The organism is Novosphingobium sp. KA1, assembly GCF_017309955.1.
GTDB lineage: Bacteria > Pseudomonadota > Alphaproteobacteria > Sphingomonadales > Sphingomonadaceae > Novosphingobium.
The window spans coordinates 1,687,989-1,714,382 of record NZ_CP021247.1 but is presented as its reverse complement, the minus strand read 5'-3'; the positions used below and the strand labels follow the sequence as shown (position 1 = coordinate 1,714,382).

Sequence of the window (26,394 nt, the reverse complement as noted above, 5' to 3'; positions counted from 1 at the left end):
TATCACCGACGCCGAACGGCTGCTAGCCACCCAAAACCGCCCTTCCCTCCCCACCCGCACATGGCGAGCCTGTCGAAGCCCCCCGATCCGATCAGGCCGGATCCGCGCTGGCGATCCCCGGTCGCTCGGCCCCCATGCCCGAAAAGCCGATCGAGTAGCCGCCGTCGACCGGCAGCACCACACCGGTCACGTAAGCCGCCTCGTCGCTGGCGAGATAAAGCGCCGCCTGGGCGATGTCCCTTGCCAGCCCCCAGCGCCCCATCGGGATGCCCGCCAGCACCGGGAATTCCGCCGGCGGCTCGGCATGGATCTTCGAGGCTTCCACCAGCCCGGTCCACACCGTGCCGGGCGCGATCGCGTTCACCCGGATGCCCCGGTCCGAATAGTCGAGGGCCGCCGCCCTCGTCAGCTGGTTCACCCCCGCCTTGGCAGCGCCATAGACCGCATGATGCTTCCAGCCGACCACGCCCGACGCCGACGTCGTGTTCACGATCGCCCCGCCGCCGCTCTCCAGCATGGCGATGATACCGTATTTCATGCCGAGGAACGCACCGCGCAAATTGGTGGCATGGACCCGGTCCCATGTCTCCAGCGACTGCCTGTGCAGCGGCGCCATCGCCCCGCCGAACCCGGCATTGTTGCACAGCACGTCGAGCCGGCCGAAACGCTCCTGCGCGGCGCCGACCATCGCCTGCACCTGAGCCTCATCGGAAACGTCGCACTGCACGCCCAGCGCCTCGCCGCCGAGTTCAGCCGCCACGTCGTCCTGCTTGCCCGAGATGTCGGCCAGCACCAGCCGCGCCCCCTCGCCATGGAACAGTTCGGCCATCGCCCGGCCCATGCCCGACCCCGCGCCGGTGATGATGCAGACCTTGTCCTGCAGTCTTCCCATGATCGTACTCCCCTCAGGCGCTGGTATCGATGGTCGGGCGAATCGCGATCTCGGAGATATTGGTCCGGCGCGGCATGGCGAGGATAAAGACGACGGCCTCGCCGATGTCGCGCGGCTGCACCGCACCGTCCTTGCTCACATGGGCCTTGATCGCACTGCGCCACCGCGGGTCGCTGATCGAATCCGCCACTTCCGTCTCGGTCGCCCCCGGCATCAGCGTGGTGACACGGATGTTCCGCCCGCCCAGTTCCTGCCGCATGCCGTCGGTCATCATGTTCACCGCGTGCTTGCTCGCCGAATAGGCACTGGTCATCGGCCCGCCCTTGCGCCCGGCGAGCGAGGAGATGGTGATGATGTCGCCGCCGCCCTGCGCCAGCATGTGCGGCACGGCAGCGGCACTGGTGTAGACGGTGCCCATCAGGTTGATGTCGATCACCCGCCGATAGATCGCGGTATCGCAGTTCTCGATCCCGCCCGCCTCCATGATCCCGGCCGAGTTGATCAGGATGTCGATGCGCCCGAATGCGGCGACCGTCTTCTCGACCGCGCCGCGCGCATCGTCCTCAAGGGTCATGTCCCCCGGGATCGCCAGCGCGGCACCGCCCGCCGCCTCGATCTGCGCGACCAGTCCTGCCAGCCGCGCGGTCCGCCGGGCACAGACGACGACCCGGGCGCCCGCTTCGGCAAGGCACAACGCCGCCGCCGCCCCGATCCCCGACGACGCGCCGGTAACAAGCGCGACCTTTCCTGCAAGCTGTCCCGACATGGCTTCTCCGCTCCACCCGCGCGGCACCTTGCGGCCGCTTTCACAGGCACAGGCTGGCGGGCGGCGAAAACACAGTCAACGAAAATTGCTGAACATGTGTTCAAAGCGCCATGGCAGCGAGGAGGAATTGTATCGCGCGAGGCGAATTGATGTGCATCGCCGTATTGACGGACCGGCGCCCCGCGTGGCAATGCGCGGCTCCGGCGGGGACACCTGTCTGGAAACCGGCCGACCAACCGGAATGCGGGTGTAGCTCAATGGTAGAGCAGCAGCTTCCCAAGCTGAATACGGGGGTTCGATTCCCCTCACCCGCTCCAAAATCCTGTCCGGCGCAGGCCGCAGTTGATTGAAAAATCCTTTGATTTTCGCTATTTTCAGGGCGATCGCTGGCTTTCAGCAGTCGCGCAAGATGGGGGCCTAATTAGGCGGCCTCGCAAGACCCCGACACCACCGGCCCCCACATGGCGCTGACTGATACTACAATCCGCAACGCAAAGTCTGGCCGCAACGCAAAGTCTGGCCGCAACGCAAAGTCTGGGGACAAAGCGTATAAGGCAGGACTCTCAAGGAGGTTTTGGTGCCATTTCGTGGCCCCATTTTGCTCAAGATGGCCTGGAACTGCCTGACACACTCTTAGACCGGAGAGGCTCAAGAATGGCAGAATTCAGCCATATTTCCGAGCGTTTGGGACGATCTGAGAGGGAAAGGTGGTGCGCTTTCGTCCGGCTGGTTGCGGAGCAGGCTGCAAGAAGTGGAGGCGAAAGGACGGCTGGGAACTCCAACTCAGGCAAAGGAGTGAAATGATGGATGAAGATCGGACCGAGCCGATGGGAAAGGAACTTCTCAATCAATCGCTGACGGAACCCTTGGCGGTTCGAATTCCCGAAGCTTGCCGCTTGACCGGGATCGGACGCTCGAAGCTCTATCAGATGATCGCCGACGGTTACATCGAGACCATCAAGGTCGGCGCGATCACTCTGGTGCCAATGCGAACCCTGCGGCGGCTGATCGAGCTACCTTGATTGGGATATTCTGCTCGGTCCGCTTTGGAGCGCGAAATCAGGAAGCCGGACATTCGGAACGCATCTATGTGGTGGCCACATCCGCCGCGATAGCCGTCTTTCGATTGCCTACATAAGAGCCATGATAGCCGCCGTATGTTAATGCGATCCCAAATAGCGATCGCACTTCTGGACATCCGTCGAAACCTGGAAATGTAGTGCCCTTTCAGTTAGCGATAAGCAGAACAATGTGCTTAGAATGAGAGATGTCAAGCTTACCAGAACTTGTTGAACGGGCATTGGCTTTCGCCACTGAAGCCCATGGTCGCGTTGGACAAGTTCGCAAATACACTGGGGAGCCATATATCGACCATCCAGTGGAGGTGATGGGCATTGTAATGACCGCAGCGCACCACACAGATGTGATGTTAGCTACCGCGCTACTTCATGACACGATCGAAGACACCCTGGTGACACGGTACGATGTGGAGCGTGAGTTTGGTTCTGATGTCGCTGACATGGTCATCGAGCTGACCGACCAATGCACGGAGGGAAACCGAGCGCAGCGGAAAGCTGCTGAGGCCATGCGCCTAAGTACGATCTCAGCGGAAGCGCAAACGGTTAAGCTGGCTGACCTGATAAGCAACAGCGCGTCGATCTTTGAGCACGACCCAGAGTTCGCGCGAGTCTATCTACGCGAGAAAAAGCAAATCCTGAAAGTGATGACCGCAGGTGATCCGGAGCTGTACGCACGTGCTGACCTGCCCCCCGCTGAGTGGCCCAGAGACTATGATAGTCTGGACCACGAAAGGGACGATGAATGCCGAGCAAGAAGCACAAGCCGGAAGAGATTATCGGCAAGCTGCGTGAAGTTGAGATTGTGCTGGCGCAGGGAGCGAGCACGGCTGAAGCCTGCCGCCGGATCGCGGTCAGCGAGCAAACCTATTATCGCTGGCGGAAGGAATATGGCGGCCTGAAGACGGACCAGGCGCGGCGTATGAAGGATCTGGAGAAAGAGAACCAGCGTCTTCGCCGGGCGATTTCGGACCTGACGCTGGACAAGCTGATCCTGCAGGAGGCTGCCAAGGGAAACTTCTGAGCCCTGCGCGGCGGCGGCGCTGCATCGATCATGTACGACGAGAGCTTCCGGTGTCCGAGCGACGGATATGCCGGGTGCTGGGTCAGCATCGATCGACACAACGCAAGGTGCCGCGCGGGGCGGATGACGAACAGGCGCTGACAGAGGATATCATCGCTTTGGCGAAGCAATATGGCCGTTATGGCTATCGCCGGGTGACGGCATTGCTGTGCCATGCGGGATGGACGGTGAACCATAAACGGGTTGAGCGGATCTGGCGGCGTGAGGGGCTGAAGGTTCCGCTGCGTCAGCCAAAGCGGGGACGCCTGTGGCTCAATGACGGTTCATGCATCCGCCTGCGGCCCGAATATCCGGGACATGTCTGGGCCTACGATTTCGTCGAGGGGCGGACGCATGATGGCCGCAAGTTCCGCATCCTCACGATCATCGACGAGGCCAGCAGGGAATGCCTGGCGCTCATCGTTGCACGGCAGCTCAAGCATGAGGATGTTCTGGCGGCCCTGGCCGACCTGTTCATCTCGCGCGGTCCGCCTGCACATATACGGTCCGATAATGGCAGCGAATTTATCGCGACCGCCGTCCAGAAATGGCTGGGCCAGATCGGCGTGAAGACACTCTACATCACACCGGGATCACCATGGGAGAATGGCTATAACGAAAGCTTCAACGGGTCGCTTCGCGACGAACTGCTCAACGGCGAGATCTTCTACAGCCTCGCGGAGGCCAAGGTACTGATCGAGGCATGGCGGCGGCATTACAACACCGTTCGCCCTCACAGCAGCCTGGGCTACCGACCGCCGGCACCAGAAACGGCGACACCGCCATATCCGGCCTCCGGTTCCGCTTCGCTCCACCTCCGTCCGGATATGGCGGTGATGAGCTTAATGCACTAACAAACCAATCGGTCCACTCGGTGGGGGCAGATCAAAAGCACCTTAAGGAAGGTGGTGCCGCTTACGTGACTCGAACACGTGACCCCATCATTACGAACACGAGCGATAGAACGGCAGAAATCCAAGGTTTCCGAGGCCTCTGATGCCGAAATTCACCCAGTCTTCCGGGTCGCCCAAGCGATACCCAGATTGTGCCGAAATCCGAACTGGGCATCTTCCTACCGAAAGCACTTTGGCTCGGTGAAAGTTCGGATTTCGACCCGGTCAAAACCCGGACCTCCTCTTCCATCAGCTTGGCTTTGGTTCATCGTACAATTGGCAGTCCTCGCGCAACGTACGCAGGGCATCTCACGTAACCAGAACAGCCCTCTCGGTTCTAATTTCTTCCAATATTGAAGGCAAAATATCTACGGGCTTCGCCTTGCTGAAATACCATCCCTGTAGGAAGTCACAATCCATCTTAATGAGCAAGTTAGCCTGATCCAGGTTCTCGACACCTTCTGCCACAACAGTCTTTCCCAATTTATGAGAAACGTCTATTATTCCCTTAACAATAAATTGGTCATCGCAGTTAGACGTGATGCGCTCGACGAAACTCTTGTCAATCTTGATACGGTCAATCGGCAATTGGCGCAAATGAGTTAGCGAGGCATAGCCGGTTCCAAAGTCATCGAGTGCCACCATAACTCCAGCATCATGCAACTGCTGCAGGCTTTGATGCACACGTTGATGGTCCCTGCCCAGGAACATACCTTCTGTCGCCTCAACGCAAAACTGATTGGCTGCAATACCAGTTTGACGAGAGAGTTCAAAAAAACGCTCTATAAACTGGTCCGTGCGAAAATCCGCATTGCTTAAATTGATGGCGATCTTCCCCAGTTCCACACCAGCAGCCCTGAGCGTTTCTGCGTCACGGAAAACTTGCTCAAGTATGTACAAGCCTAAAGCGGCAGCGGTAGGTTTATCATCAAAACCATCGCGGAAGCTGTCTGGAGAGAGTACGCCATGTACAGGGTGCTGCCAGCGCAACAGGGCTTCGACAGAGAAGGGGAGCGTTGATCTCACAGGCACTACAGGCTGATAGAATAGCTTGAATTCCTCATTCTCGATAGCCATTTGGATGCCGCTCAGGAGGCGGAACTTCCTATCTACTGCATATCTTAGCTCCTCATCAAAATATTCCACGCGATCCTTACCAAGTTTTTTAGCATGATACAGAGCTATATCTGCCGCTTTGAACAGGGATAGGTAGGTAGACCCATGATCTGGGTACTTTGCAACTCCAAGACTAGCGGGAAAATTACGTGATGACTTTCCTAGATCAATAGGTTCTCTTATCGTATCAAGAATGCCATCAAAAAACTTTAGTGCGTTTTCATCATCCACCCCCGATAGGATGAAGCCAAACTCATCTCCGCCCACCCGTGCGATCAGGCACTCATCTCCGACAGATGCCAATAGCCTTGAAGCCATTTCCTGCATTACGGCATCGCCAATATCATGACCAAAGGCGTCATTAATATCTTTAAATGAATCGACGTCCATAAGCCCAAGATAGAACGGGGGTGAAGCTTGATTAGCCGACGCGAGGATTTTTTCGATCGATTCGCCAAATTTACGCCTGTTGGGCGTACCTGTTAATGCATCAATATTTGCGACATCGTCTAACAGTTGGTTGGCTGATCGAAGTTCTTTTTCAACTGTTTTGCGATCAGTGATATCAAAGCGGATGGCCGTATATCCATCGACTTTTCCTGCCTTGCTGACATGCGGAACAATTGTCGTATCAACCCAATATAAGCTGCCGTCTTTCCGGCGGTTGCAGATTTCGCCATGCCAGTTCAAGCCATTTGAAATCTGGCTATACATCTGGCGAAAGAAATCTTCTCCGTGAGCACCGGAATTCACGATACGGTGGTTGCTACCAACCAACTCTTCCTTGCTATACCCACTTATTTCACAAAACTTCTTGTTGACGAATGTGATTTCGCCAGCAGAATTTGTCGTTGCAACGATTGCCGCGCAGTCAAGGGCGTATCGAATGAAATCTTCGTTCGACAGATATCTCTTTGACATGATCTATATGCAACCACTACTGTAAAAGTATATTGTAATATCCAGGTTTCCGGCAATTTCGCATTGCCACAGGTCTTCCGCTGCTCTCGAAAATAGTGTCGTCAGCATAATTTACTAGGCCACAACCCAATCCATTGAGTGACACGTAGATATTTTTGATTTACCCCACCGGGGCGAACGATGGAGAGGTGAACGGCATGAGAACTGAGATCCTCGATAAAGGCCTGCCTTATGGAAGCCACCTGCAAACGCAGCACTCGGCGAACAAGCCTTGATGGAAAGCTGGGTCGCTCTGCCAACTGGCATTCGGGGATTTGACAGAATTTTACGCGGCCAAAAACAAGCCATAACTCAAAGGCTTCCTGATATCGACTTGATGAAAACCATGTAACCTCCAGCCACCATCTCGACGAAGCAGGAGCAAACCGCGCCGAACCAAGTTTACCTATGCGTAAAGCAAAGGAATGAGGTGGTACAATGAATTCTATCAGCAATATCCACTCTTTGAACCCGACGCAGTGCGCTACCCGGTCGCTGGGGACTGAACTGGAATTGTTGTACGAGGCGGTGCGCTCGGTGTGCCCGCTTTCAAGTGTCGTCAACATCTGCTTCGACGGGCGCTTCAATGTGCATGTGGATGTACAATCGTATGAAGAAGCCATTGAGGTTGAAGCGCTTCTGCCAACCGTTGGAAATAGCGTACTGCAAGACGTTCGGCGTACCGCAACCCCGCATCAGCCGTTTCGTCGCCGGGTGTCCGCAACTGTAATGGTCTAATGGTGGGTGATTGGCGGCAGTATCTTGTCTGATTCTGCCTGGATAACCCGAGGCCATAGAGCGGTCTTCGTGAACAGCTTCTCTGTCGGATAGGGCTTGCCGTGGCGGGTTTCGTCCAGCAGCCCCAGCCAGCACATGGGGCGCAGGATGTGGATGTAGGCGAGCGCGTAGACCCAATGGTCTTCCGGTCCAGCGCCGAACAGCACCTCTGCGAAACGCTCGTAGGTCAGGCCAGTATGGGCCTCGACGTTAATGACGTTGAGGAACAGCAGCCAATCCCCGGCGAGTTCATCACCGTACCGCGTGTACCGGGAGTGATCGAGGACGAAAAGGATGTGATGGGCCAAGGCGATCCAGAGGTTGCCGGGATGCTGTAGCAGATCCTTGCCGGTCTTCGTGATGTGCAGAAAGCCCTTGCGATGCCGTGCCAGCTTGGCGCTCACCAGCAGGTCATGCAGAACCACCAGCGGCGGGAAATCATGTTCGTTCAGCACCTTGTTGACCCCGTAAAGGTCATCGGCGGTGTAAAACGGCCAGTCGAACGTTTCGGCAGCCCACGTCACGAAATACCGCTTCAACGCTTTGCTCTGCGTCAGACCGATAGGACCATGCTCGACGATATAGCCGAGGGTCAGCAACGCACCGCGCAGCAGTGGGGATTGGGCAAGGGCCGGGTCTTCATGCGCTGGGGCGGCGAATTCGATCATACGCAATGCTTACTGCAATTGAAGGCCGCACCGGGCAAGGTGTTAACGCTATGTAGGGTTGCTACGCAGCATCATCGCGAGCGCGGCCAGACGCTTACCGTTGCAATAATGGAGCATTGGCCTCCACCATTGGACGATCGCTGCCACAAAGACGGTTGCTGAAAACCCTATCAGAGGGGATGCACCGACCGCGTGGGCTATCGTAAGGATAGGATAATGCGTGGCGTACAATGGGAAAGAGATCTCCCCTAACCATCTCCCCCAAGCGGTAGTGTGGCGCAACCCTCCCGCGATCAAGGTCGGGCATATCAAGACGACAAATGCGATGTCGAACCAGCCGCCCTCCAGAAAAAAGGCGAGAGGCTTGGTAAGCATGACAGGAAGTAGAGCAATGGTGACGACAAACGGGATCGAAACGGGTGGGACATCGCGCCATTTCCGAAACAGGAGTATACCGATAGAGTATGAGAACATGGCGCGGGGCAGGCCAAGCCAGAACGCTTGCGTATATGGTCCAGGCTTAAGCCCGCCAAATACATACACTATCCAAACTGCACAAAACAGAAATGCCAAGATGAGCAGGCTCAAGGCCCAGCTTCTAATTCTGCTGAGAACCAGTGAGTGTGCCGCGTTCGCCAGAAGCTCGAAAAATATGGACCATGACGCATTGTTTATTGGAAAAGCCTGATCGGTCATGAACAGCGGCATCAAAAACGTGCCCGCGACCACGAACGACAGCAGCCGGGGTTCCCCCCAGTGAGCTGCCACGCCGAGCAGGGCTCCGATCGCCATCGTTGGCCAAAGGCGCGCCACTCGCCTTAGCAGGAATGAAGGTTTGCGGATTGGACCTCCCTCATAACTACGTGCCATGACGTATCCTGAAAGAAGGAAGAAGAAGTCTACAGCGAGATAGCCGCCGCCAAAAGGCTGAAATGTGCTATTGATCGCAGCCGTATGGAAAACAACGACGCAGACGGCCGCTATGCCGCGCAATCCATCTAGCCCATTCAATCTGCCCATGCATATCGACTGCCATGCGACCGTTAATATTGCGTTTGATCGAGGGGTTGTGCTAGCGAACGCATACGGATTTCCAACATCGAAGCGCCGGAAATGCGAGGAAGCCCGAAGTGTCGTCGCGAGGGCTGGTGTGATTATGCCCTTGTCGAGCAGAGCCGCGATGAACTGTCCGCATTCCTTACCAGTGGAACCGTGACGATCGCCCGGAGCGGGACAGACAAATATGATCGAACCTTGGCAACCGTGGCGGTCAACGGACAAGACGCCGGGGAGCATCTGATTGCCCGATCCTTGGCACGGCCTTGGTATTGAGGTCATAACCGTTGGACGCCAGCGGCCATCAAGGCGGAAGCTATCGAAATGATTGGCGCCGTAGAGCGCGGCTCCGTCCAAGGTGTCTATGGGCCAGCCCGGATGGCGATCGGCGCTGTAGCATCGGTAAAATCACAAAAATAATAAGGGAATGCCCCAGACCTGCGCATGGCAAATCCGGGGCGGTAGGTTCAGGTGCGAGCGACGTTCCAAGCGGGCTTCTTCATGCCAAGCAAGGCTCCCTTCAGGCGCTGGGCGATTACCCCGGCGGAATAGTCGGTGCCGGTTACGATCACATCGACCTCAAGAGTTGCGCGGTGTTCGTATATCTTCTGGCCTGCATGATGCTTACGCCCGCTGTCGCTTTCCCGGCTGAAATCGAACAGGCGCTTCATCAGGCCGCCTTTGGAATATTCTCGGCCACAGCCGATGTAGACCACCTCTTTGCCAAGGCGGAGACGGAAAACGCCGACTGATCCGCGTAGATCGGCGTGGCGTTGACTGAGGCCGTCCTTCAGAGGCTTCCAGTCCCGGTTCCACTCGGTGCATGTCCGACCGGCGAATTGCTGCTGTGTCATATCGATTCCTTGAGAAAAGGCCGCGTCGATCCATGCCCGGAAAATAGGCACGCAAGGGCGTCGGCGGATGCCAGAGGAATTCCCGAACCTGCAGGCAGCAAGTCCGGGGGAAGTTGTTACGGATTCAGTTGGTAGTGGCCGTCATCGGTGCGTCGCCAAGGTCCGCCCCTGTCCCGTTCGAGCCTGATGCCGACATGCCTTCGGTTGAAGCCAAGTTGATGCAGTCGATCGAGTATCTCTGGTCCACGCCTAGGCCCCGACCCAAGGCATTCCGCGATCAAGATAGTGGCGCGTTCGTTACGGTTGACCTCGCGATCTTGAAGGACCGTGTCGAGCGCCAAAAGCTCCTGCTGCAATTCGTCCGCGATCATCAGGCGAGTTGCATCTTGGCGGCACCGGCCTCGACCGCAGACATCAACGTGTCGTTGGCGAGGTGGGCGTATCGCATCGTGGATTGGTGATCGGCATGCCCGAGGATCTTGCCGACCGCGTAAAGGTCTACACCGCTGTTCACGAGGAAGCTTGCGGCGGAATGGCGCAGATCATGGATACGTAAGTCTGAAAGGCCTGCCTTGTCGCGGGCAGTATCCCATGGACGCTTTAGGTCGGTATAGGGCTCACGGGTTTCGGGGTTGGGAATCAACCATGGGCACCCGTCCCATCGACGCAGACCTTCGATAACGGCGACTGCTGCTGACGACAAAGGCACGTGTCGGGGCACGCCGGTCTTGGTTTCTGGGATGTACCACGCCCGCCGTTCCAGATCGACGTCTGACCATTTTGCCCGTAGCAACTCCATCTTGCGAGCCCCGGTGAGAAGCAAGAGGCGAACGATCGAACCGAGCTGTTTGCAAAGCGAGGCGTCACATTCTGCCAGCAACCGTTTCGCCTCGTCGGCGGTCAGGTACTTGTCACGGCGGTTATTGAACCTGATCCGCTTCACCGTACGGACCGGGTTCGGTGATGCACCGGGAATGTTCCATTCAGCGGCCAGCTCAAACGATCGATTCATGGTGACGCGGATCTTCTCGACAGTAGCCGGAGCGAGCCCTTTGCGCTTCTCTGCAAGCCAGAGCGCGATGGACTGTGAGGTGATCTCGTTCAGCCTGAGCTTGCCCCAGCGCGGTAGCAGGTGGCATCGGATGATCCGATCGGTGTTATGGGGCGTCTTTTGGTACGTTGCGTTGTGCGCCATGTGCTGTAGGGCAATATCGCCGTAGGTCGGAATGGCCTTACGCTCGGCCTTTTCGGCAGCAGGGTCGCCACCCAGGACCGTTTGCGAGCGCAGTTCCTTCGCCCTTCGCTTGGCAGCCTCGAATGTAATATCGTCGTACCCGCCGATCTTGATCTGGGCAGCCTTTCCGGCAGGGTTGGTGTAGTAGAACCAGTACGTCTTGCGCCCCGATGAGCGGACCTCGATGCCGAAGCCAGTTTGCTCGGTGCATCGAAAGACTTCCTTTTTAAGGCCCGTCTCGCAGTCGAGGGCGCGGCAAAGGGCGGAAGTGAGTTTAAGCTTGGCCATTCTTGATATCCTTTGGAAAGTGTTTTCATGAAGAGGCCGCTGGGCACCGCGAGGCGAGCGCAAGGGCGGAGTACCGGACAGTCACGGTTCGACTGTCAGCGGGGCCACAACGGCGAATTTGGGGATGTTGAGGAAGCGAGGGACGCCCGTGCTGAACGCCCCTCAGGCCCTCGATCGATTAGAACATGTGCTCGCGAGCGACATTCTCAGGGAGCGCGTCAGTCGGAGCCGGTAGAGGCGGGGAAGCCGGTTCACCACCTTCCACCTTCACCACCTTCCAGGCGACGCGTTCGCTCGCCGGAACCTGCTCCAGCATGTAGCCGCCGACGATGCGGTTCATGTTTTTCTTGAAGTACCAGCCGAGCTTGGAGCGATTGATCCGCCCTGTCTGCTGACCCGGTAGATCCTCGATGGCATCATGCAGGGCAGTCGCGCCCATATCATCGAGAATGGCCCGAACGGTTTTGACCGAATTGCCATACTTCTTGTACCACTCGGTCAGCATGACCTTCAGCGTTTCGGCGTCCGGGTCGGTATGCATTTGCTGGATCAGATTGCTGGCAGGGTCGGCAAGGTCCATCCAGATTAACGGGTGGCGACAGTGGTCCGTCCAGGGGCCATCGTAGCTCGCGACCGGAGGAACGGGTGCCTTGGGCGATCCCGCTGCCTTCCAGGCCTCGATGATGGTCAGAGCTGCCGAGACATACTTTTCACGTTCGGCACGCAGCTTGGCGACGGGGTTTCCAGCATACTGGATCGTTCCGGGCCTAGCTGAGCGTGTGTTCAGCTTGATTGTGATGACGCGGCGGGCAAGGTCGCGGATCGGTTCGACGTTGTTGCCGGACCCAAGCACCAGCGCCGTGGTCGAAACCGTAGCAGTCTTGCTCTGGCCCAAGATTCGATCGGTGATGCTGCGCGACGTCAGCATCCGGTTTATCGATCCGTGAGGCAGCCAATCGGTATCCATGTCGTCGAATTCGATCACCGCAGGCGCACCTAGCAGCACCGCCATGATCGCCTTGGTCGCCTCGTCCGGCGTCTTGGGATAGCTCATGCGTGCAGGCGTTCCCGGTCCTGCAAAACCACTGATGACTTCGCATAGATAAGATTTGCCTGATGCCGGGGCAGGGGCCTGCACGTGGAACGCCGGAGCTAGATCAAAGCTCGGACGCACTGCTGCTGTGAGGATAGCTGAGAACGCCGCTGCCTTGTCCGTGTCAGAGACGAAATGGAATTCGGCAAGAAGCCCGTCGATCAGGTCGAATGCCTGTTGAGCATCTTCCCGCGATGTACCCACCGTAGCGAACTTCGCGCCATCGAATACGCCGATCCGCTGCGATATCGGGTCGTAGCCGGACGCCGTGGTGAGCGAGCCGTCAGGACGGTAGTATGGTTGGCGGGCAAGTCCCACAACCGGCAGGAGATGATCAAAACGATCGCCGCGATGAAGAACCGTGACGTGCCGTCCAGGAGGGTCTGTACGACGCCACTCATCCGAACGCCCGTCCAGCTTTTCCCAGTGCGCGCCCTTAGCCAGAATGCGGGTTACCTCAGCCTCGCTAAGCGGGTTTAGGCCGTAGTCGCCCGTGCGGGCATCGAAGGCAGCCTTGACGATCAACCCGCCAGCTTGGAACACACCCTCCTGACTCGCTAGGACCGATTCTGCGGCAGCTACCACACCGTCAAGTTCACCTTGCACAACCCGAATCAGTGGCTTGTTGCTGACTTGAGAGGCGTTCAGACCGAAGTGCTCGGCGACCTCGCGGAGACGGTACTGGTCACCATGCGAGTGCTGGCAACGGAATCCGCCGTTAGGATAGGCTTCGCTTGGTTCGTAATACACGGTTCCGGAGTCGTCAGCGTCAGTATGTTCCGACAACCATGGGCAAATCACCTCATGTTTTCCCGGCCCGGTCTGGCACTTATAGAGCCGGTTGGCTTTGAACGCCGTCAGAACCGGGTTCTCCGTCGCGCTGGGCTGATAGACATCCCAATTCAGGTCAGAGTTTGCCCCGACCTTTGATTTCGCGGACTGCCTTGCCGGGGTGGTCGTCACGTTCGGCGCAAGCAGGTCACCAAGGGTATCCGCCGAATATGCCGTGTCCGGGTTCCAGACATGCATGCGGCAGACGAAGGGCTGGCCATCAACGCGGTACTTTTCCTTGCCGTTGATACCGATAGGAAGGCGCATCCATCGCGCCATTCCGCCAGCGCCTTTGTCGGTCAGCCCGGCTGCTGCAATCCGCTTTTGCAACTGGTCTACCGTCGAGGCGTCCTGCAGTGGCGGATTGAGCTTGAACCCCACTTGGAAGTTGCCGGGGCTGGTTTCGAGTTCCCATGTCGGCACAATGTCGGGGATCGCCTCCCGCGCAACCTTGGTGCCGACGTCATCGAGAACGACAGCATGGTAGGCTACGGCCTGCTCCTTCTTCGCAGCCCAAGTATCATCACCGTCAGGCTTGAAGCTTGCGCAATTGAAGTAGGTGTTTGCCGAAGGCTGACAAATCCGATCAATCTCGGAGCCGGGGCGCGGCGTCCATCCTCCTTGACTGGGATCGCCCGTCTTCGCTGTGATCAATGGTGTGCCACCAGCCGACAGGTCGGAGAAGATCGCCTGACAGAAATCGGCGTTGGTTGGGGGAACGCGGGTGCTATCTTGCCCTTGCTCGGCTTCGGCCCGCACGATGGGCGAAGGGTTGTCCACCTTGGGGCCTATGGTGATCGTTTTTACATCAAGCATCGGCGCTCTCCCGATTGATCTCGGGCTCTTCCGTGAGAGGCAGATTGCGCAGATGTTCGACGATTGCCTGCCAGTTAGCGGCAACGCGCGCTCCAAAGGAACGAGACGGGGTAGCAGCGCAGGGCGCGGCGTTTTCATTATTATTGGTCAAATCACGTATACCTAATCCCACCGCCCACGAGGGCTAAGTGGCTGAAAAAACATACGTTCACCGAAGGGGAATACGCCGAGCTGAACGCTGGACGCACCTCGCCTGTCAAAAGCGAACGCAACGATTTTTCGGGTTTGTGATGTGATTTGATGGTCCGAAGACCGAGATGTGATGCGCCAACGTCTCCCATAGTTAGACTGTGGTAGACGCCCCGAAGCGCGGCGGGCTTATAAGCATGGTCCGGACGTGTTGCCAAGCCGAATTCGCTCATGCTGATTGATGTGCGACATTTCCGCCCGGCCCGCCCGAAAGAGGGTAGAGCCGGTATGCCGGTGGTCACGCTGCAGATGTCCCGCCTTCCGGCTTTACCGGCTCTGTCTGGGCCGCTCCCCGAATATCGACGACGCTACGAGGGCACGTTCCCGGCCTTCGACATTGTGCCGACTATACACAACGCGAGAATGATCATGGCTCCCGGCAGCGGAAAGCGCGTGACCAAGCCGATGATGGCCAGCAAAGCGATCATACCGATCGATTCACGGGGATTGACGATGAAGCCGATAATCACTCCGGCAATGGCGAGGATGACCAGTAGTTTGACCGCTGCGCCGATCAGGCCGAGGATCAGGAAGCCTGCGAGCAGGTAGCCGATGACTTGCATGGTGCTGTCCTTTCTGGACATGAAAAAGCGCCCATGCAGCGAGGCACAGACGCGATGAATGGCGGCCCCAAGGCCAAGATGCTGTATTGGTTGAGCCTTGAGGCCGTTGACGGTCAGGGGGCTTGCGTTGCTTCCGCGTAGGCTGCTTCTGTTGCAGCCATCAGCTTTGCGTCAGTGTTGCTGTTGATCGGCACGAAGAGGACCAGTCCGAATCCGTCGTCGGACAGAATGAAGGCGACCTCGAACCAGTCGGTATGTCGCTGGATGATCTCGGGCGGCTGGATGAAGGTTTCGGCGCTGTCGATGAGGGACCGGCCAAGGTCAAACTCGATGCTGTCCAGGGTATCCCCCGGCGCGACAATGGCGATCATGGCAAGGTCTTCGAGGTCGAAGCCGTCATACTCTGCCAATCGATCCAGATGGGCTTCGAGCAGGGCGTGGACTTCGTTGCCTTCGAGGATAGCCGACACATCGGACATTTCCTCATGGGTGCGGATTAGAAACATGATTCTGTTTTCCAACAAAAAAGGCCCCCGGAGTTGATCCGAGAGCCTTGGGGAGTGGGAATGGTGATGCTGTTAGAGGAACAGCAGCGGGAGCATGAAAAGCGCTCTGCCAATGTAGAGAAGGCCAAGGATGCAGCCGCCTGCCATGATGAGAGTCGCGATGATTTTGGCGATCATGGCGCAATCCTTTCGGGCATGAAAAAGCCCCCGAAGGTCATCCGAGGGCGTTCAGTGTTCTGCGGGATTTGATTAACGTTCGTACGGATCGGGGCCGTACCTGTTTTCCCAGCGGGTGCCGCCGATCAGCATGAAGATCAGAACGATCACAGGGCCTATATAGGGAAAGAGGTTGAACAGGGCGAACCATCCCGATTTGTCTTGGTCGTGGAAGCGCCGGACCTGCAACGCGATCTGAGGCACGGCAAGGGCCAACAGTGCCATGCCCGATACAGCGGCAAACAGAAGGTTAGTTGTCTTGTAGAGTTCGGGTATCGAAATGAAGAACACGAAGCTAACCGCAGAGACCAAAATCTGGAACATCCAGAATTCTCGCCGCCCCGATCTACCTGTGAAATCGGCGTACTTTTTGAGCGGAAGCATGATCCACTCAATGAAGTCTCCGTCATTCGGCAGGGAATAATCATTTTCCGCTACCGGATGGGTGTAGGCATTGGGCTTCGGACTTCTCGGCTTAGGTCTGGTCCGACCTTTTAGAATGTCTTGCTTTGCTGCATCAAAATCCGATTCCGAGATGATGCCTTCCTGCTTCATCTGGTGGAGCTTCTCGATGCTCCGAAGAGCTTCTTCATCAATCATTTGGCTGTCCTTATATCGTGGGGTGACGACCGCGCCGATGGGCGCGACGGAACAGACCGCTTAAAAATCTTGCTGTTGATGCACGCTCATGCCCCCGCATTTGCAGGAGCAGTGTCGGTTTGACCCTCTGCCGCCCCTATGTACCTCTCGGGAGCGACGGCCAAAGCCGGATGTTGGAAACCTACTTAGCATAGGCGCATGCGCCTTTATCGGCAGAACCGACTGGACATGCGCGCATGCCACCCGGCCCCCAAATCTGGTGACCGAGCATGCTAAGAGGGGTTTCCACGCCCCACCTTCCGGCTTTCACGGAAGGCGAAACGCTTTTGACGTGTTCTCAAGGCGTTCGCAAGGGATCGCTGGCCTATTCAGATAAGGTACCCTCGTTTCCTCGTTTTGTTCCGTACACCGCTTGGTCAGAACGCTGATCGTGGGATCGACCACAGGCAATCCAATGTTGCGTAAGGCCGGATCTTCAAAGCTCTTGCCCCTTGAGTGAGGGGCAATATGATGAGGGGAGCGTATGTGCTGAAGCCTGTCTACGGCTGCCCCAAATGTGAGATGCTGATGTCAATCCGAATTCTGCTGTTCAATCACAAGGGAGGTGTCGGAAAGACTACCTCCGCATACAATATCGGATGGAAGCTCACTCAGAGAGGGCATCGAGTTCTTCTTGTTGACGGCGACTCTCAGGTTAATCTCTCAGCACGCGCACTCGGCGACAATTTTGAAGATTATTATGATGAGAATTCACCTACTCACCTAAATAATATCTATGACGCAATTCGCCCAATTTTTGAAGGTCGCCCCTCACCAATTGAAGCATTTGATTGTCCGGTAGCGGAAAATGGAGAAAATATATTTGTTCTTCCAGGTCACCCTGACCTCTCATCTCTCGAAGGACAAATTAGTCTCGCCCAAGAGACACGAGGCACCCTTTCTGTTACGAAAAATCTTCCTGGCGCAATTAATCGCCTAATTACTTTGGCAGAAGAGCGACATAATATTGATTTTAGCATCATAGACATTAATCCTGGCCTTGGTGCATTAAATCAAAACTTTTTCATGATCAGCAATGCGTTTGTAGTTCCGACTAACCCTGATCCATTCTCTCTTATGTCGCTAAAGACATTGGGGCTGGAAATCGATCGCTGGGTGAAATGGCAAGAGCAATTTGGTGGAGCGTTCGCCGACGCCACCTACCCTCTCCCAACAGGTACAACCAAATTTCTTGGCGCGCTGCACTCGCGATTCAATAGGCACAAGAGCAAAGCTGCAGGCCGATATCACGAACGCATAAGCGAGATCGATGACAGAATTGAAAATGAACTAGTACCGGCTTTGCGAATGTCTGGCTGCCTCTTTCCTGAGGCAGCATATGGAGCAGCAGCCGACGTGCTGGTCCCCGAAGCAGCAGCAGATCCCGCAAAGCGCCGCCTATATGCCTTAGCGCGCATCCCTGACTTTGGCCAAGTTAGTCATATTGCTGCTGAATTTGGAAAACCTGTCTTCAGCATAAATGACGACGATCTTCGAGCAGCAGATTTACGTGGCAACGTAAAAAATAGCGTTGAAGAAAATGTATCAATATTTGATAGTATATTCGCTGCTATCTGTGAGAAGATTGAGATTATCACTAGCTCATGACCGAGGCCAAATCGCGATTTGACAATCATGTCGAAGAAGCCCAGCTATGTTTGGATACGTTTGATGCGACCAGCAATGCTTTCGCGTTACGCCATATCTGGATTGTATGTGTATCATCTTTCGATCTATTTATGACCGAAATAATATCAGAAGCGGGGCTACGACTTATCGACCGCACTCCTCCACTGCTGACGACTAATCTCCGGCAAATTCAATTGCCACTGCATAGCGTCATAGATGCTCATAGCCTCTCTCCAACAGAGCTACTTTTGTACTATAAAGAGCGCATTTATGCTTCGGTACAATACAAGTCTTTCTACAAGCCCGACAAAATTTCAGAGGCGCTTAGTTTTATATGGACCTGCCCTCCGAAAGAAAAATGGGCAAGAATTTTAATTAGGCTGAAGGCAACAGGTAGATACGAAAACCGTACGGAAGAGGATATAAGGGATGAACTCACGCTAATTGGTGACCGTAGGGACTTGATCGCCCATTCTGTTGACACACCACCCGGTGCAGAAGGCCCTAATCCGGTCAACCGCTCGGATGCTGTACGCGTGATTGAGTTTGTGAGGGATGTCGCAGCTTGCATTGATCTCGAAACAGAAGCTCAATTGACCCCCTGATTGCGATGATCTGCCTTTGCGAATGTGCTGCCGCCAGATCGCTGTAAAAGGTGGGTTAGAGCGTAGTCAATCTCAATCCGGGTCTGGCATGGGGCCGCCCTCGCAACCGGCCCAAAGACGCCCCAGCCTTGACCCAAGCGCTCCCCAAGCTGGAAAGCCCTTCCCGTGGGAAACCGCCGATGTATGGGTGGAAGTGCCTTAAGGAAGGTGGTGCCGCTTACGTGACTCGAACACGTGACCCCATCATTACGAATGATGTGCTCTACCAACTGAGCTAAAGCGGCATATCTGATGCGCACCGGTGAGCCGGGCGATCGACAGGGGGCGCCTTTACCGAGCGCGCGGAGATCGCGCAAGGGGCTTTGCACTCACGGGCGATGAACTTTTTGCGATTTTTGTCGGTCACAGGCCAAAGCGGAGTTTGATGGCGCGATACCGCTCCAGCAGCAGGGCGGCGCGCTCGTCCGGAGTGACTTTCGCGGTCACCTCGGGCAAGTGGTCGGGCAGATCGACAGCCTTCACCAGGTGCGTGCGGAAAATCGCGCCCGCCTGGCTCATCAGGTTACGGTAGGTCAGGTTGCCGTCGGAGAAGCCCTGCGTATCCAGCCAGTTGTAGAGGCCGGGGTCCTGGTGGGCGAGAATCAGGCGGACTACGCCGTCTTCATCCACTTTCGTACGGGCGGGGGTGAAGCTGACCTGGCGATAGAGATAATCCATCGAACCCATCATCGCCCCGCCCATGCCGAACAGCCAGAAACCGGAATGCCAGTCCATCTCGACGATCAGCGCCTCGTCCGGTTCGAGGTGCCAGACCATGTGTGCGGCCATACGCCCGCGTTTGGCGTCGCTGGCGTCGTTGGCGACTTTGTCCGCCGGGAACATGTTGAGGCAGGCCGGATCGCAGACCCCGCGCGAGGTAAGCCACGCGTGCTCGGGCCAGTCGCGCATCAGGCCGGTGACAAAATCGCCCGCCCAGTCCGTCGCCTCGATCATCCGGGCAGGCGTCGGAAGGGGGCGCACCATCGTCATGCCGAGCCGCTCGATGGTGAACGTGGTCGGTGTCTCGTCCCAGGCGTCGAAGGCTTCACGGATGAACAGCTTGCGCGTGCCCGGTGTGGTGGGGAGCCAGTTCTTCTCCCGCGGCGCCCCGCCGACGATCACTTCGAAGCCGCCGTCGGCATCGGCTTCGATCTGATGGCCGAACAGATTGGCCTCGGGAATGCCCCCGAAGGGTTCGTGAAGGCTGGGCCACGGGGTCCCGGGGATCCTGTCCGGACGCGGGCCTTGCACCGTCACGTTGAGCCAGCGGGCGGTGCCCCGCTTGCCGCTGAGACGGTAGACGTGATCGCCGCAAATCCATGCCTGCCGGTAAGTAAAGTCGGCCAGATCGCCGCCCAGCTTCATGGTCGGCGTGGTGAACCGGTGGATCTGGGGAAAAGCCGGATCGCGCGTTTCGAGGGCAAGGTCGAAGGCTTGCCCGAGGTTTTGCGTCAGGAACCGGAAGGCATCGGCCCGCTGGAGCGGGTTGGCCGGATTGGCGTCCTTGAAGGCGGACATGCCCGCCTGCCGCAACCGGTTGCAGAAGCTGTCCCACGCGGCCTGGAGAGCGGCATCGTCGGGTCCGTCGCCATAGGCCATGCGTCAGGCTCCCAGCCTGGTGAGGAGATCGGAAAGGGTGTGGGCGGCGCGGGTGCAGGCGGCTGGCGCGCCCTCGGCCTCGATGCGCGGGCCGAGCAGTTCGAGATCGAGCAGGCCGGTATAGCCCAGGTCCAGCACGCCGCGCAGGATCGTCTCCAGCGGCACGGCGCCGTCGCCGGGAACCGCGCGGCAGGGCGTGCCGCGGTCGCCGGGGATATGGTCGCTCACCTGTATGAGGCCGGCAAGAGGGAGGGCCTCGGCCAGCTTTGCATCGAGGTCCGCTTCCATCCAGCAGGCGTGGAGATCGATGCAGAGGCCTATCTGCGCGCGCCGTGCCAGTCGCAGCGTATCGGGCAGGCTGTGGGCGATGTGGATGTCCACCAGGAGCGGCGAGGCGTTCTCTACCAGCAAGGCGATACCCTGCCTCGCGGCATGTTCGCGGCACGGAGCGAGGAGGCCCTCAAAGCGGGTTGCCGCCTGCTCCCACGACAGCGCACCGCGTCCGCCGGTGATGAGGTAGATGGACGGCGCGCCGAGCGCGGCGGCCATGTCGATCACGCGGAGGAGCCCCTGCGCGGCAGTGCCGCTGTCGCGCTCAAGGTCGGGATGGAGAGCAAAGGGGTGGTTGATGCAGCCGATCCGGACAGCTCCATGCTGCACCGCCTCGCGTGCAGCATGGAACGCGTTTTCCTGCAGCAGGAGCGGGGACACGAGAGTGGCATGCCGAACCCCCAGCGCGCCGCAGAATTCGAGAAAGGCCCCGGTCTCCCGCTCCATCATGGCCACCTGGTGAAGGCTGACGCGCGGGTGCATCAGCGCTGTTCGATCTCGACGCCGTAACGCGCGCGAAACGGCGCGAACTCCGCGTTGAGCGCATCGATGTCGTAGCCGGCATCGACCAGCACCTGGGCCGAGTAATGAAACGTGCCGTGGCGGTCGCCCTTGTTCTCGGCGAGGTAACGCCGCATCGCCGCCTCGGCCGCGGGCGTCAAGGGGCGCCGGGCGAAAGCGTAGTAATCGCGAATCACGCCGATCGGATCGGCCACGAAGTCGCGGTAGCGAACGTGGTGGATGCGCGGGTCGTTCGCCAGCGGATGGGCCATGGTCTGGCCGATCGACCAGCGCACGCGTTCGAGATGGGCGCGGGCTTCCTTCACCAGATCGATCCTGCCGACAATGCCGTCCATGATGTCCGCCATCATCATCGTCGAACTGGCCGCAACCATCACCGGATCGCGGTGCAGCCACACCAGCGAGGCATCGGGATAGGTATCGAAGAAGGCTCCCAGCCGCGTGGTGTGGAAGCCCTTCAGCACCCAGTGGCGGCTGGGGCGCCGGTATTGCAACGCCTGCAGCATGGCCTTGTGGATGCGGTACTGCGCGGGCGGATCGGTGGGCAGGCCGAAGGAGAGGGTCTGCATCGGCACGCGCCACCATGCCGTGGGTGTCATCACCCGGAAGTCGAAGGCCCAGGTGCGTTCGTCCTCCGGCAGACCGTTGCCGAGCATGTCGTTGTAGGGGTGGCAATGCAGCCAGCGCGGCATTTTCGCGTTGATCTCGCGCCATTCGGCATCGGCGGCGGCGATGCGGGGATCAGGGGTTTCCACCGTCCCCGGCGGCGGCGAGGGATGCATGACCTCCCAGAACCGCAGCGCCCGCGCTCCGGGATCGGCCGCGAGCAGCGCATGCATCAGCGTCGTGCCCGAGCGGGGTTCGCCGCTGACAAACATCGGGCGCTCGATCGCTTCATCGGCCAGCGCGAAGCGCTTGCGATCCTCGAAGAAGCGCAGGCGATCGGTCAGCAGCCAGAGCAGGTTGTCCGCCGCCGCCGCGCGGCCTGCCGCGTCCATGGCGACGGTGTTGATGTGCGCCGCCGCGAGGGCGAAGCGGTCCGGAAAACCGTCATCCGCCCAGTCGGAAAGGCCGGTGATTTGCTGCGCTTGTGCCAGCAATTGCTGCGCATCGAGACCGGCCATGTCAGCCCTCCACCAGACGGGTGATTTCGTCCTCGGTCGCGCGGACCTTGGCGGCGCTGCTGGCGGAGAACTTCATGCCGCCCATCGCGCCGTATTCCATCAGCTTGTAGACACGCATCCCGGCGTCGGCGAAGCCCTTGAGCTTGCGCGCGACCTCCTTCGGCGTGCCCACGGGCAGCACGTCGCGGATCGCCTGCGGGTCCATCTCGTCGCAGAATTTCAGCATCCTCTCGCGGCTGAGGCGCACCGGATCGAAGTCCATGATGCCGCGCCAGTCCGGGCCCATCGGATGCTCGTAACCGAACTGGGCGAGGTCCCTGGCGGTCATCATCAGGATGATCGACTTCACCATCGGCGCGCGCAGCATTTCGTCGATCTCGTCGGGCTCGCCGATCAGGCACATCTGGGTGAGCGCGGGAGTGAAGTGGCTCATGTCGCGCCCGGCGGCGTCGCCCGCATCGAGGATGACCTTGAGTTTTGCCGCATAGTCTTCCGCGGTCCACGAACCCGCCGGCCACCAGCCATCCGCCTCGCGCCCGGTGATGGCGAGCATGCGCGGGCCCGCCGCGCCCAGCCAGATCGGCGGCGGCTTGCCCTCGTGGAACTCGGTGTCCATGCGCGCGTGATGGAGGTGGAAGAACTGTCCTTCGAAATCGACCGGGCCGTCCGCATGCCACAGCAGCTTGATGACCTTGATGGCCTCTTCCAGCCGCCCCACCGGCTTGTCGAAATCGAAGCCGTAAGGAACCGTGTTTTCCAGTTCCCCCGAGCCGAGACCGAGAATGAAGCGGCCTTTCGACAGGTGGCTGATGGTCAGCGCCGTCTGCGCCAGCAGCGAGGGATGGCGGCGCACGGTATCGACCACGGTGGTCGCCAGCGGGGTGTTTTTCGTCAGCACCGCCGTCGCCGCCGCCACCGCCAGTCCGTCGAGATGGCGGTGCGGGCTGGGCGATGCCTTGGCGAGATCGGTGAACTCCGGCGTCCAGATCGAATCGGGCCAGAAGCTGACCATGTGATCGGGCAGCCAGATCGAGTGATAGCGCCCCGAATCGTAGTCCTGCGCCATGTCGATGCCGAGCGGCAGGGTGGTGCGCAGGAAGGCGGCGGGCTGCACTGTGCCGGCCTTGGGTCGTAAACTCATAGACGGCACCATCGAGGTTTGCGGCCTGGTCATCGCGTGTTCCTCTCCGTGCGGCATCCGGGCGCCGCTGGCCCGTACCGCCGGGGTGATGGTTCGCTGCGGTGCATTTTTCCCGCCGTGCTTGTGGGCTAGCCCTCGGCTCCGGAAAATTCCCATTTGGGGATCACGACGATACTGCAGGACAAGGATGCCGCGCAACTGTTGCCGCCGCTGATCGCGGGGCTGGTCGAGCAGCCGCCCTGGCAGGGGTTCCTCGAGGCGCTGCGCGCGCGGTTGGGGGCCGATTATGCCAGCCTGGTGTTCCGGCCCCTGCCGCTCGGAACGCCCGAGGCGCGGGTGATCCACCTCTATGTCGGAGTCCCCTCGCCGCCGGAGGTATCGCGCCACTACCGCGAGAACTTCTACTTGCGCGACCCGGTGCCCTACCACGCGATGGCCGAAGGGCGCTGCCATGCGCTTGCCGACCTGCTGGCCGCCCCCGTGACCGCGCCGCACGGAGCCAGCTACTTTCGCGAACTGCTGGCGCCTTCGGGCATGAACCACTTGCGGATGATCCGCTGCGCCGAACCGGGCGGGGTCAGCGGCTGGATCACCGTGACCCGGCGCGAGGCGGACTTTGCCGCCGGAGCCGATCGCCTGCTGGAGGATCTCGCCCCGCACTTGCGCGCCGCGCTGGCCGCGCTGGTTGCGCTCGAGCGCGAGCGACTGACCGCCGACATCACGCGCGAGGCAGTGCGGCGCATGAACTTCGGCTGGCTGACGCTCGATGCGGCAGGCCGTGTCTGCGACGGCGATGCGATCGGCGCCGACCTGCTGGCGGCAGCGGGGCTATCCGTACAAGGCCGCGATGGCCGCCTCACCGCGCGCGACCCGCAATTGCGCCGTCAGCTCCACGCGGCGATCCGCGAACTGGCCGAGCAGCCGCAGGCCCGCCCGCGCGCGCTGGTCATCCGCCGCGACCCCTGGCTCGACCTGCTGCTGGTGCCTTCGGGCGGGCGGATGGGCGCGACGCGGGCGACCCCGGCGGTGCTCTGTTACCTTCATGCCGATCACTGGTCGTCGGCGGACCGCTGCGAACAACTGGCCCAGCTCTTCGATCTCACCCGCAGCGAGGCCCGTCTCGCCCTCGCCCTCAGCCGCGGCGCGACGATCGCCGAGGCGGCCCCGGACATCGGCCTCACCGTCGAATCGGCGCGGACCTATTCGAAACGGATCTATGCAAAGACCGGCGCGCGCGGCGCGGCCGATCTCGTGCGGTTCATCCACCGCAGCGTGCTGGCGATGGCCTGATCGGGCCGATTGCGCATGACCAGGCGGCGTGAGACCGCGTGACGGGAAGAGGGGATGGGCAACCGCCCTCCCCTCAGGATGGACGCGGCGGTGGGAGAACAGGCCGCTGCCTGCTCAGGCCGCGCGCTGCAAGCCCGATTGATGGTCCAGCGCCAGGGCGCGAACGGCCGCCGGGCGGCTGCGGCAGCGCTCGATATAGGCATCCAGCGCATCATCCGCCGGGAAGGCACGGCGGCCGAAGCCCAGGGCGCTGCTGATCAGCAGGTCCGCCGCCGTGAAATCGTGCCCCATCACGTAAGGCCCCTGCGCCAGCACGCCGCGCAGCCTTGCCACCACCGCGTCATGATCGCGCTGCTGCCGGGGCGAGCCTGCCAGGGTGCCGGACAGTCCCGCGAACAGCGCCTGCTCCAGTTCGGTCGCATACCAGCCGATCCAGCCGAGATAGGCCCCGCGGCGCGCATCGCCCGGTGCCGGGGCCAAACCCGCCAGCGGGAAGGCATCGGCCAGATAGAGAACGATCGCGACCGATTCCGGGATCAGCGCCTCGCCATGAAGGAGGACCGGCACGCGTTTGTCGGGATGCGGGTTCGCCGGATCGGGCTGGCCCTCGCCGGTCATCGGGCGGAAGATTGAGACCGGCCGGATCTCGTAGGAAACCCCCAGTTCCTCCAGCAGCCAGATGATACGGGACGAGCGTGATTGCGGGGCGTGGAACAGGGTGATCATGGGACATCTCCTCGGTGGACATTTGCCCCGCAGGCCTTCGCCGCGAAGCATGGCCCTTGTACCGAGCCCCTGCTGACAGCATTCTGTCAGCAGGAGACCAGACCATGCGCCGGGCAGACAGATTGTTCCAGTTGATCCAGATCTTGCGCCGCTCGTCCCGCCCGGTGACGGCGGCCGAAATGGCACGGGAACTGGAAGTGTCCCCGCGCACCGTCTATCGCGACGTGGCCGACCTGATCGCGCAGCGGGTGCCCGTGCAGGGCGAGGCGGGCCTGGGCTACATCCTCGACGATTCCTTCGACATGCCGCCCCTGATGCTGACGCCGGACGAGATCGAGGCCGCGGTGCTCGGCGCGCAATGGGTCGCGGGACGCGGCGATCCGGTGCTGGCCAACGCGGCGCGCGACCTGATTGCCAAGATCACGCGTGTCGTGCCCGAACGGCTCCGGCCGATCATCGCCCATCCCGCCACCGGGACCCGGCCCGCCGCCGCACCGGCAGCCGCCCCCGCCGCCGATCGCATCGACCTGGCCCGCACGCGGGTCTGGATCAGGGATGGCCGCAAGATCGAGATCGCCTATCTCGACCAGCACGGGGACCGCACGGTGCGGACGGTCTGGCCGATCATCCTCGGATTTCTCGAGGATACCCGCATGCTCGCGGCATGGTGCGAGCTGCGGCAGGACTTCCGCCATTTCCGCACCGACCGGATCCTGGCAGCCACGTTCGTCGAGGAGCGTTACGACCTGCGCCCCGCCGCGCTCCGCCAGCGCTGGCGGCGGGACATGGAAAAACGCCGTGCCCGCGAGAGTGCCGCGTGACCGGCCCCGCCA

General features: G+C 59.6%; 27 protein-coding genes and 2 tRNA genes. 11 read left to right on the top strand and 18 right to left on the bottom strand.

Features of this window, described 5'->3' with window-relative positions:
* Positions 1 to 91: 91 nt before the first annotated feature.
* Positions 92 to 892, bottom strand: a complete 801-nt coding sequence (locus CA833_RS08445) for an SDR family NAD(P)-dependent oxidoreductase (RefSeq protein WP_207079793.1) — start codon at positions 890 to 892, stop codon at positions 92 to 94.
* A 13-nt stretch (positions 893 to 905) separates the two neighbouring features.
* Positions 906 to 1,658, bottom strand: coding sequence for an SDR family oxidoreductase (locus tag CA833_RS08440; RefSeq protein ID WP_207079792.1), 753 nt, complete (start codon positions 1,656 to 1,658; stop codon positions 906 to 908).
* A 243-nt stretch (positions 1,659 to 1,901) separates the two neighbouring features.
* Between CA833_RS08440 and CA833_RS08435 the strand changes: the two genes are divergently transcribed.
* The 4 genes from CA833_RS08435 to CA833_RS08420 all read left to right on the top strand — a co-directional run bounded on the left by CA833_RS08435 (position 1,902) and on the right by CA833_RS08420 (position 4,651).
* Positions 1,902 to 1,975 (top strand) — tRNA-Gly (locus CA833_RS08435).
* A gap of 483 nt (positions 1,976 to 2,458) precedes the next feature.
* The gene (locus tag CA833_RS08430; protein ID WP_242526339.1) at positions 2,459 to 2,680 is read left to right on the top strand and encodes a helix-turn-helix domain-containing protein; all 222 of its coding nucleotides are present in this window, start codon (positions 2,459 to 2,461) and stop codon (positions 2,678 to 2,680) included.
* A 245-nt stretch (positions 2,681 to 2,925) separates the two neighbouring features.
* Positions 2,926 to 3,636, top strand: coding sequence for an HD domain-containing protein (locus CA833_RS08425; RefSeq protein ID WP_242526338.1), 711 nt, complete (start codon positions 2,926 to 2,928; stop codon positions 3,634 to 3,636).
* Positions 3,540 to 4,651, top strand: a protein-coding gene (locus tag CA833_RS08420) for an IS3 family transposase (protein ID WP_242526372.1) whose coding sequence is annotated in 2 segments (ribosomal slippage) — positions 3,540 to 3,744 and positions 3,744 to 4,651 — 1,113 coding nt in all. Because the reading frame shifts where the segments join, the coding sequence is not laid out codon by codon here. The genes CA833_RS08425 and CA833_RS08420 overlap by 97 nt, the downstream gene beginning before the upstream one ends.
* Before the next feature lie 348 nt (positions 4,652 to 4,999).
* Here the strand turns inward: CA833_RS08420 and CA833_RS08415 are convergent.
* The gene (locus CA833_RS08415; protein ID WP_207079791.1) at positions 5,000 to 6,727 is read right to left on the bottom strand and encodes a bifunctional diguanylate cyclase/phosphodiesterase; all 1,728 of its coding nucleotides are present in this window, start codon (positions 6,725 to 6,727) and stop codon (positions 5,000 to 5,002) included.
* A 477-nt stretch (positions 6,728 to 7,204) separates the two neighbouring features.
* Here CA833_RS08415 and CA833_RS08410 point away from each other — a divergent pair, with 477 nt between their 5' ends.
* Positions 7,205 to 7,504 carry a hypothetical protein gene (locus CA833_RS08410; RefSeq protein WP_207079790.1) on the top strand — a complete coding sequence of 100 codons (300 nt, stop codon included), beginning with the start codon at positions 7,205 to 7,207 and terminating at the stop codon, positions 7,502 to 7,504.
* Here CA833_RS08410 and CA833_RS08405 read toward each other — a convergent pair.
* Together CA833_RS08405 and CA833_RS08400 are read right to left on the bottom strand one after the other, a co-directional pair.
* Positions 7,501 to 8,211: a hypothetical protein gene (locus CA833_RS08405; protein ID WP_207079789.1), complete on the bottom strand. Its 711-nt coding sequence runs from the start codon at positions 8,209 to 8,211 to the stop codon at positions 7,501 to 7,503. The genes CA833_RS08410 and CA833_RS08405 overlap by 4 nt on opposite strands.
* A gap of 48 nt (positions 8,212 to 8,259) precedes the next feature.
* Positions 8,260 to 9,231: an acyltransferase gene (locus CA833_RS08400; protein ID WP_207079788.1), complete on the bottom strand. Its 972-nt coding sequence runs from the start codon at positions 9,229 to 9,231 to the stop codon at positions 8,260 to 8,262.
* 63 nt (positions 9,232 to 9,294) lie between these two features.
* Between CA833_RS08400 and CA833_RS08395 the strand changes: the two genes are divergently transcribed.
* A complete protein-coding gene (locus CA833_RS08395) occupies positions 9,295 to 9,543 on the top strand; it encodes a thermonuclease family protein (protein WP_370584577.1) in 249 nt (82 codons plus the stop codon).
* A 191-nt stretch (positions 9,544 to 9,734) separates the two neighbouring features.
* On the opposite strand, the gene CA833_RS08390 is transcribed toward CA833_RS08395, so the two are convergent.
* The 6 genes from CA833_RS08390 to CA833_RS08365 all read right to left on the bottom strand — a co-directional run bounded on the left by CA833_RS08390 (position 9,735) and on the right by CA833_RS08365 (position 15,701).
* The gene (locus CA833_RS08390; RefSeq protein ID WP_142635979.1) at positions 9,735 to 10,121 is read right to left on the bottom strand and encodes a hypothetical protein; all 387 of its coding nucleotides are present in this window, start codon (positions 10,119 to 10,121) and stop codon (positions 9,735 to 9,737) included.
* Positions 10,122 to 10,237: 116 nt separating this feature from the next.
* Positions 10,238 to 10,492 carry a hypothetical protein gene (locus tag CA833_RS08385; protein ID WP_207079786.1) on the bottom strand — a complete coding sequence of 85 codons (255 nt, stop codon included), beginning with the start codon at positions 10,490 to 10,492 and terminating at the stop codon, positions 10,238 to 10,240.
* Positions 10,492 to 11,643: a site-specific integrase gene (locus tag CA833_RS08380; protein ID WP_142635981.1), complete on the bottom strand. Its 1,152-nt coding sequence runs from the start codon at positions 11,641 to 11,643 to the stop codon at positions 10,492 to 10,494. The genes CA833_RS08385 and CA833_RS08380 overlap by 1 nt, the downstream gene beginning before the upstream one ends.
* A gap of 178 nt (positions 11,644 to 11,821) precedes the next feature.
* Positions 11,822 to 14,383 (bottom strand): DNA-primase RepB domain-containing protein, encoded by a 2,562-nt coding sequence (locus CA833_RS08375; protein ID WP_185928621.1) that lies wholly within the window; start codon positions 14,381 to 14,383, stop codon positions 11,822 to 11,824.
* 557 nt (positions 14,384 to 14,940) lie between these two features.
* Entirely contained in the window at positions 14,941 to 15,195 is a 255-nt protein-coding gene (locus CA833_RS08370) for a hypothetical protein (protein ID WP_207079785.1), read from the bottom strand.
* 113 nt (positions 15,196 to 15,308) lie between these two features.
* Positions 15,309 to 15,701 (bottom strand): hypothetical protein, encoded by a 393-nt coding sequence (locus tag CA833_RS08365; protein ID WP_207079784.1) that lies wholly within the window; start codon positions 15,699 to 15,701, stop codon positions 15,309 to 15,311.
* 60 nt (positions 15,702 to 15,761) lie between these two features.
* On the opposite strand from CA833_RS08365, the gene CA833_RS08360 reads away from it, so the two are divergent.
* Positions 15,762 to 15,950, top strand: a complete 189-nt coding sequence (locus CA833_RS08360) for a hypothetical protein (RefSeq protein WP_207079783.1) — start codon at positions 15,762 to 15,764, stop codon at positions 15,948 to 15,950.
* Here the strand turns inward: CA833_RS08360 and CA833_RS26915 are convergent, their stop codons facing one another.
* Entirely contained in the window at positions 15,951 to 16,517 is a 567-nt protein-coding gene (locus CA833_RS26915; protein ID WP_242526337.1) for a DUF805 domain-containing protein, read from the bottom strand. It lies immediately after the preceding gene.
* 525 nt (positions 16,518 to 17,042) lie between these two features.
* On the opposite strand from CA833_RS26915, the gene CA833_RS08350 reads away from it, so the two are divergent.
* Together CA833_RS08350 and CA833_RS08345 are read left to right on the top strand one after the other, a co-directional pair.
* Positions 17,043 to 18,164, top strand: a complete 1,122-nt coding sequence (locus CA833_RS08350; protein WP_207079782.1) for a ParA family protein — start codon at positions 17,043 to 17,045, stop codon at positions 18,162 to 18,164.
* Positions 18,161 to 18,790 carry a hypothetical protein gene (locus CA833_RS08345; protein ID WP_207079781.1) on the top strand — a complete coding sequence of 210 codons (630 nt, stop codon included), beginning with the start codon at positions 18,161 to 18,163 and terminating at the stop codon, positions 18,788 to 18,790. The genes CA833_RS08350 and CA833_RS08345 overlap by 4 nt, the downstream gene beginning before the upstream one ends.
* 208 nt (positions 18,791 to 18,998) lie before the next feature.
* Here CA833_RS08345 and CA833_RS08340 read toward each other — a convergent pair.
* The 5 genes from CA833_RS08340 to CA833_RS08320 all read right to left on the bottom strand — a co-directional run bounded on the left by CA833_RS08340 (position 18,999) and on the right by CA833_RS08320 (position 23,578).
* Positions 18,999 to 19,074, bottom strand: a tRNA-Thr gene (locus CA833_RS08340).
* A gap of 118 nt (positions 19,075 to 19,192) precedes the next feature.
* The gene (locus CA833_RS08335) at positions 19,193 to 20,428 is read right to left on the bottom strand and encodes a DUF1214 domain-containing protein (RefSeq protein WP_207079780.1); all 1,236 of its coding nucleotides are present in this window, start codon (positions 20,426 to 20,428) and stop codon (positions 19,193 to 19,195) included.
* 3 nt (positions 20,429 to 20,431) lie between these two features.
* Complete coding sequence (locus CA833_RS08330; RefSeq protein WP_207079779.1) at positions 20,432 to 21,241, bottom strand: sugar phosphate isomerase/epimerase; 810 nt, start codon at positions 21,239 to 21,241, stop codon at positions 20,432 to 20,434.
* Positions 21,241 to 22,404, bottom strand: coding sequence for a sulfotransferase (locus CA833_RS08325; RefSeq protein ID WP_207079778.1), 1,164 nt, complete (start codon positions 22,402 to 22,404; stop codon positions 21,241 to 21,243). The genes CA833_RS08330 and CA833_RS08325 overlap by 1 nt, the downstream gene beginning before the upstream one ends.
* A gap of 1 nt (position 22,405) precedes the next feature.
* Positions 22,406 to 23,578, bottom strand: coding sequence for an LLM class flavin-dependent oxidoreductase (locus CA833_RS08320; protein ID WP_242526336.1), 1,173 nt, complete (start codon positions 23,576 to 23,578; stop codon positions 22,406 to 22,408).
* Positions 23,579 to 23,701: 123 nt separating this feature from the next.
* Here CA833_RS08320 and CA833_RS08315 point away from each other — a divergent pair, with 123 nt between their 5' ends.
* Positions 23,702 to 24,835 (top strand): helix-turn-helix transcriptional regulator, encoded by a 1,134-nt coding sequence (locus CA833_RS08315; RefSeq protein WP_207079777.1) that lies wholly within the window; start codon positions 23,702 to 23,704, stop codon positions 24,833 to 24,835.
* A 114-nt stretch (positions 24,836 to 24,949) separates the two neighbouring features.
* On the opposite strand, the gene CA833_RS08310 is transcribed toward CA833_RS08315, so the two are convergent.
* Positions 24,950 to 25,561 carry a glutathione S-transferase family protein gene (locus CA833_RS08310; RefSeq protein WP_142636029.1) on the bottom strand — a complete coding sequence of 204 codons (612 nt, stop codon included), beginning with the start codon at positions 25,559 to 25,561 and terminating at the stop codon, positions 24,950 to 24,952.
* A 104-nt stretch (positions 25,562 to 25,665) separates the two neighbouring features.
* Here CA833_RS08310 and CA833_RS08305 point away from each other — a divergent pair, with 104 nt between their 5' ends.
* Positions 25,666 to 26,382 (top strand): YafY family protein, encoded by a 717-nt coding sequence (locus tag CA833_RS08305; protein WP_142636031.1) that lies wholly within the window; start codon positions 25,666 to 25,668, stop codon positions 26,380 to 26,382.
* Positions 26,383 to 26,394 lie beyond the last annotated feature (12 nt).

What these genes read in the sequence shown, in the direction of transcription:
- CA833_RS08320 (WP_242526336.1), bottom strand. Translation starts at nt 23,578, where the DNA reads ATGACCAGGCCGCAAACCTCGATGGTGCCGTCTATGAGTTTACGACCC.
- CA833_RS08365 (WP_207079784.1), bottom strand. Translation starts at nt 15,701, where the DNA reads ATGTTTCTAATCCGCACCCATGAGGAAATGTCCGATGTGTCGGCTATC.
- CA833_RS08385 (WP_207079786.1), bottom strand. Translation starts at nt 10,492, where the DNA reads ATGATCGCGGACGAATTGCAGCAGGAGCTTTTGGCGCTCGACACGGTC.
- CA833_RS08360 (WP_207079783.1), top strand. Translation starts at nt 15,762, where the DNA reads ATGGTGATGCTGTTAGAGGAACAGCAGCGGGAGCATGAAAAGCGCTCT.
- CA833_RS08415 (WP_207079791.1), bottom strand. Translation starts at nt 6,727, where the DNA reads ATGTCAAAGAGATATCTGTCGAACGAAGATTTCATTCGATACGCCCTT.
- CA833_RS08335 (WP_207079780.1), bottom strand. Translation starts at nt 20,428, where the DNA reads ATGGCCTATGGCGACGGACCCGACGATGCCGCTCTCCAGGCCGCGTGG.
- CA833_RS08345 (WP_207079781.1), top strand. Translation starts at nt 18,161, where the DNA reads ATGACCGAGGCCAAATCGCGATTTGACAATCATGTCGAAGAAGCCCAG.
- CA833_RS08375 (WP_185928621.1), bottom strand. Translation starts at nt 14,383, where the DNA reads ATGCTTGATGTAAAAACGATCACCATAGGCCCCAAGGTGGACAACCCT.
- CA833_RS08380 (WP_142635981.1), bottom strand. Translation starts at nt 11,643, where the DNA reads ATGGCCAAGCTTAAACTCACTTCCGCCCTTTGCCGCGCCCTCGACTGC.
- CA833_RS08310 (WP_142636029.1), bottom strand. Translation starts at nt 25,561, where the DNA reads ATGATCACCCTGTTCCACGCCCCGCAATCACGCTCGTCCCGTATCATC.
- CA833_RS08440 (WP_207079792.1), bottom strand. Translation starts at nt 1,658, where the DNA reads ATGTCGGGACAGCTTGCAGGAAAGGTCGCGCTTGTTACCGGCGCGTCG.
- CA833_RS08405 (WP_207079789.1), bottom strand. Translation starts at nt 8,211, where the DNA reads ATGATCGAATTCGCCGCCCCAGCGCATGAAGACCCGGCCCTTGCCCAA.
- CA833_RS08400 (WP_207079788.1), bottom strand. Translation starts at nt 9,231, where the DNA reads ATGGGCAGATTGAATGGGCTAGATGGATTGCGCGGCATAGCGGCCGTC.
- CA833_RS08325 (WP_207079778.1), bottom strand. Translation starts at nt 22,404, where the DNA reads ATGGCCGGTCTCGATGCGCAGCAATTGCTGGCACAAGCGCAGCAAATC.
- CA833_RS08305 (WP_142636031.1), top strand. Translation starts at nt 25,666, where the DNA reads ATGCGCCGGGCAGACAGATTGTTCCAGTTGATCCAGATCTTGCGCCGC.
- CA833_RS08370 (WP_207079785.1), bottom strand. Translation starts at nt 15,195, where the DNA reads ATGCAAGTCATCGGCTACCTGCTCGCAGGCTTCCTGATCCTCGGCCTG.
- CA833_RS08410 (WP_207079790.1), top strand. Translation starts at nt 7,205, where the DNA reads ATGAATTCTATCAGCAATATCCACTCTTTGAACCCGACGCAGTGCGCT.
- CA833_RS26915 (WP_242526337.1), bottom strand. Translation starts at nt 16,517, where the DNA reads ATGATTGATGAAGAAGCTCTTCGGAGCATCGAGAAGCTCCACCAGATG.
- CA833_RS08430 (WP_242526339.1), top strand. Translation starts at nt 2,459, where the DNA reads ATGATGGATGAAGATCGGACCGAGCCGATGGGAAAGGAACTTCTCAAT.
- CA833_RS08445 (WP_207079793.1), bottom strand. Translation starts at nt 892, where the DNA reads ATGGGAAGACTGCAGGACAAGGTCTGCATCATCACCGGCGCGGGGTCG.
- CA833_RS08390 (WP_142635979.1), bottom strand. Translation starts at nt 10,121, where the DNA reads ATGACACAGCAGCAATTCGCCGGTCGGACATGCACCGAGTGGAACCGG.
- CA833_RS08425 (WP_242526338.1), top strand. Translation starts at nt 2,926, where the DNA reads ATGTCAAGCTTACCAGAACTTGTTGAACGGGCATTGGCTTTCGCCACT.
- CA833_RS08330 (WP_207079779.1), bottom strand. Translation starts at nt 21,241, where the DNA reads ATGCACCCGCGCGTCAGCCTTCACCAGGTGGCCATGATGGAGCGGGAG.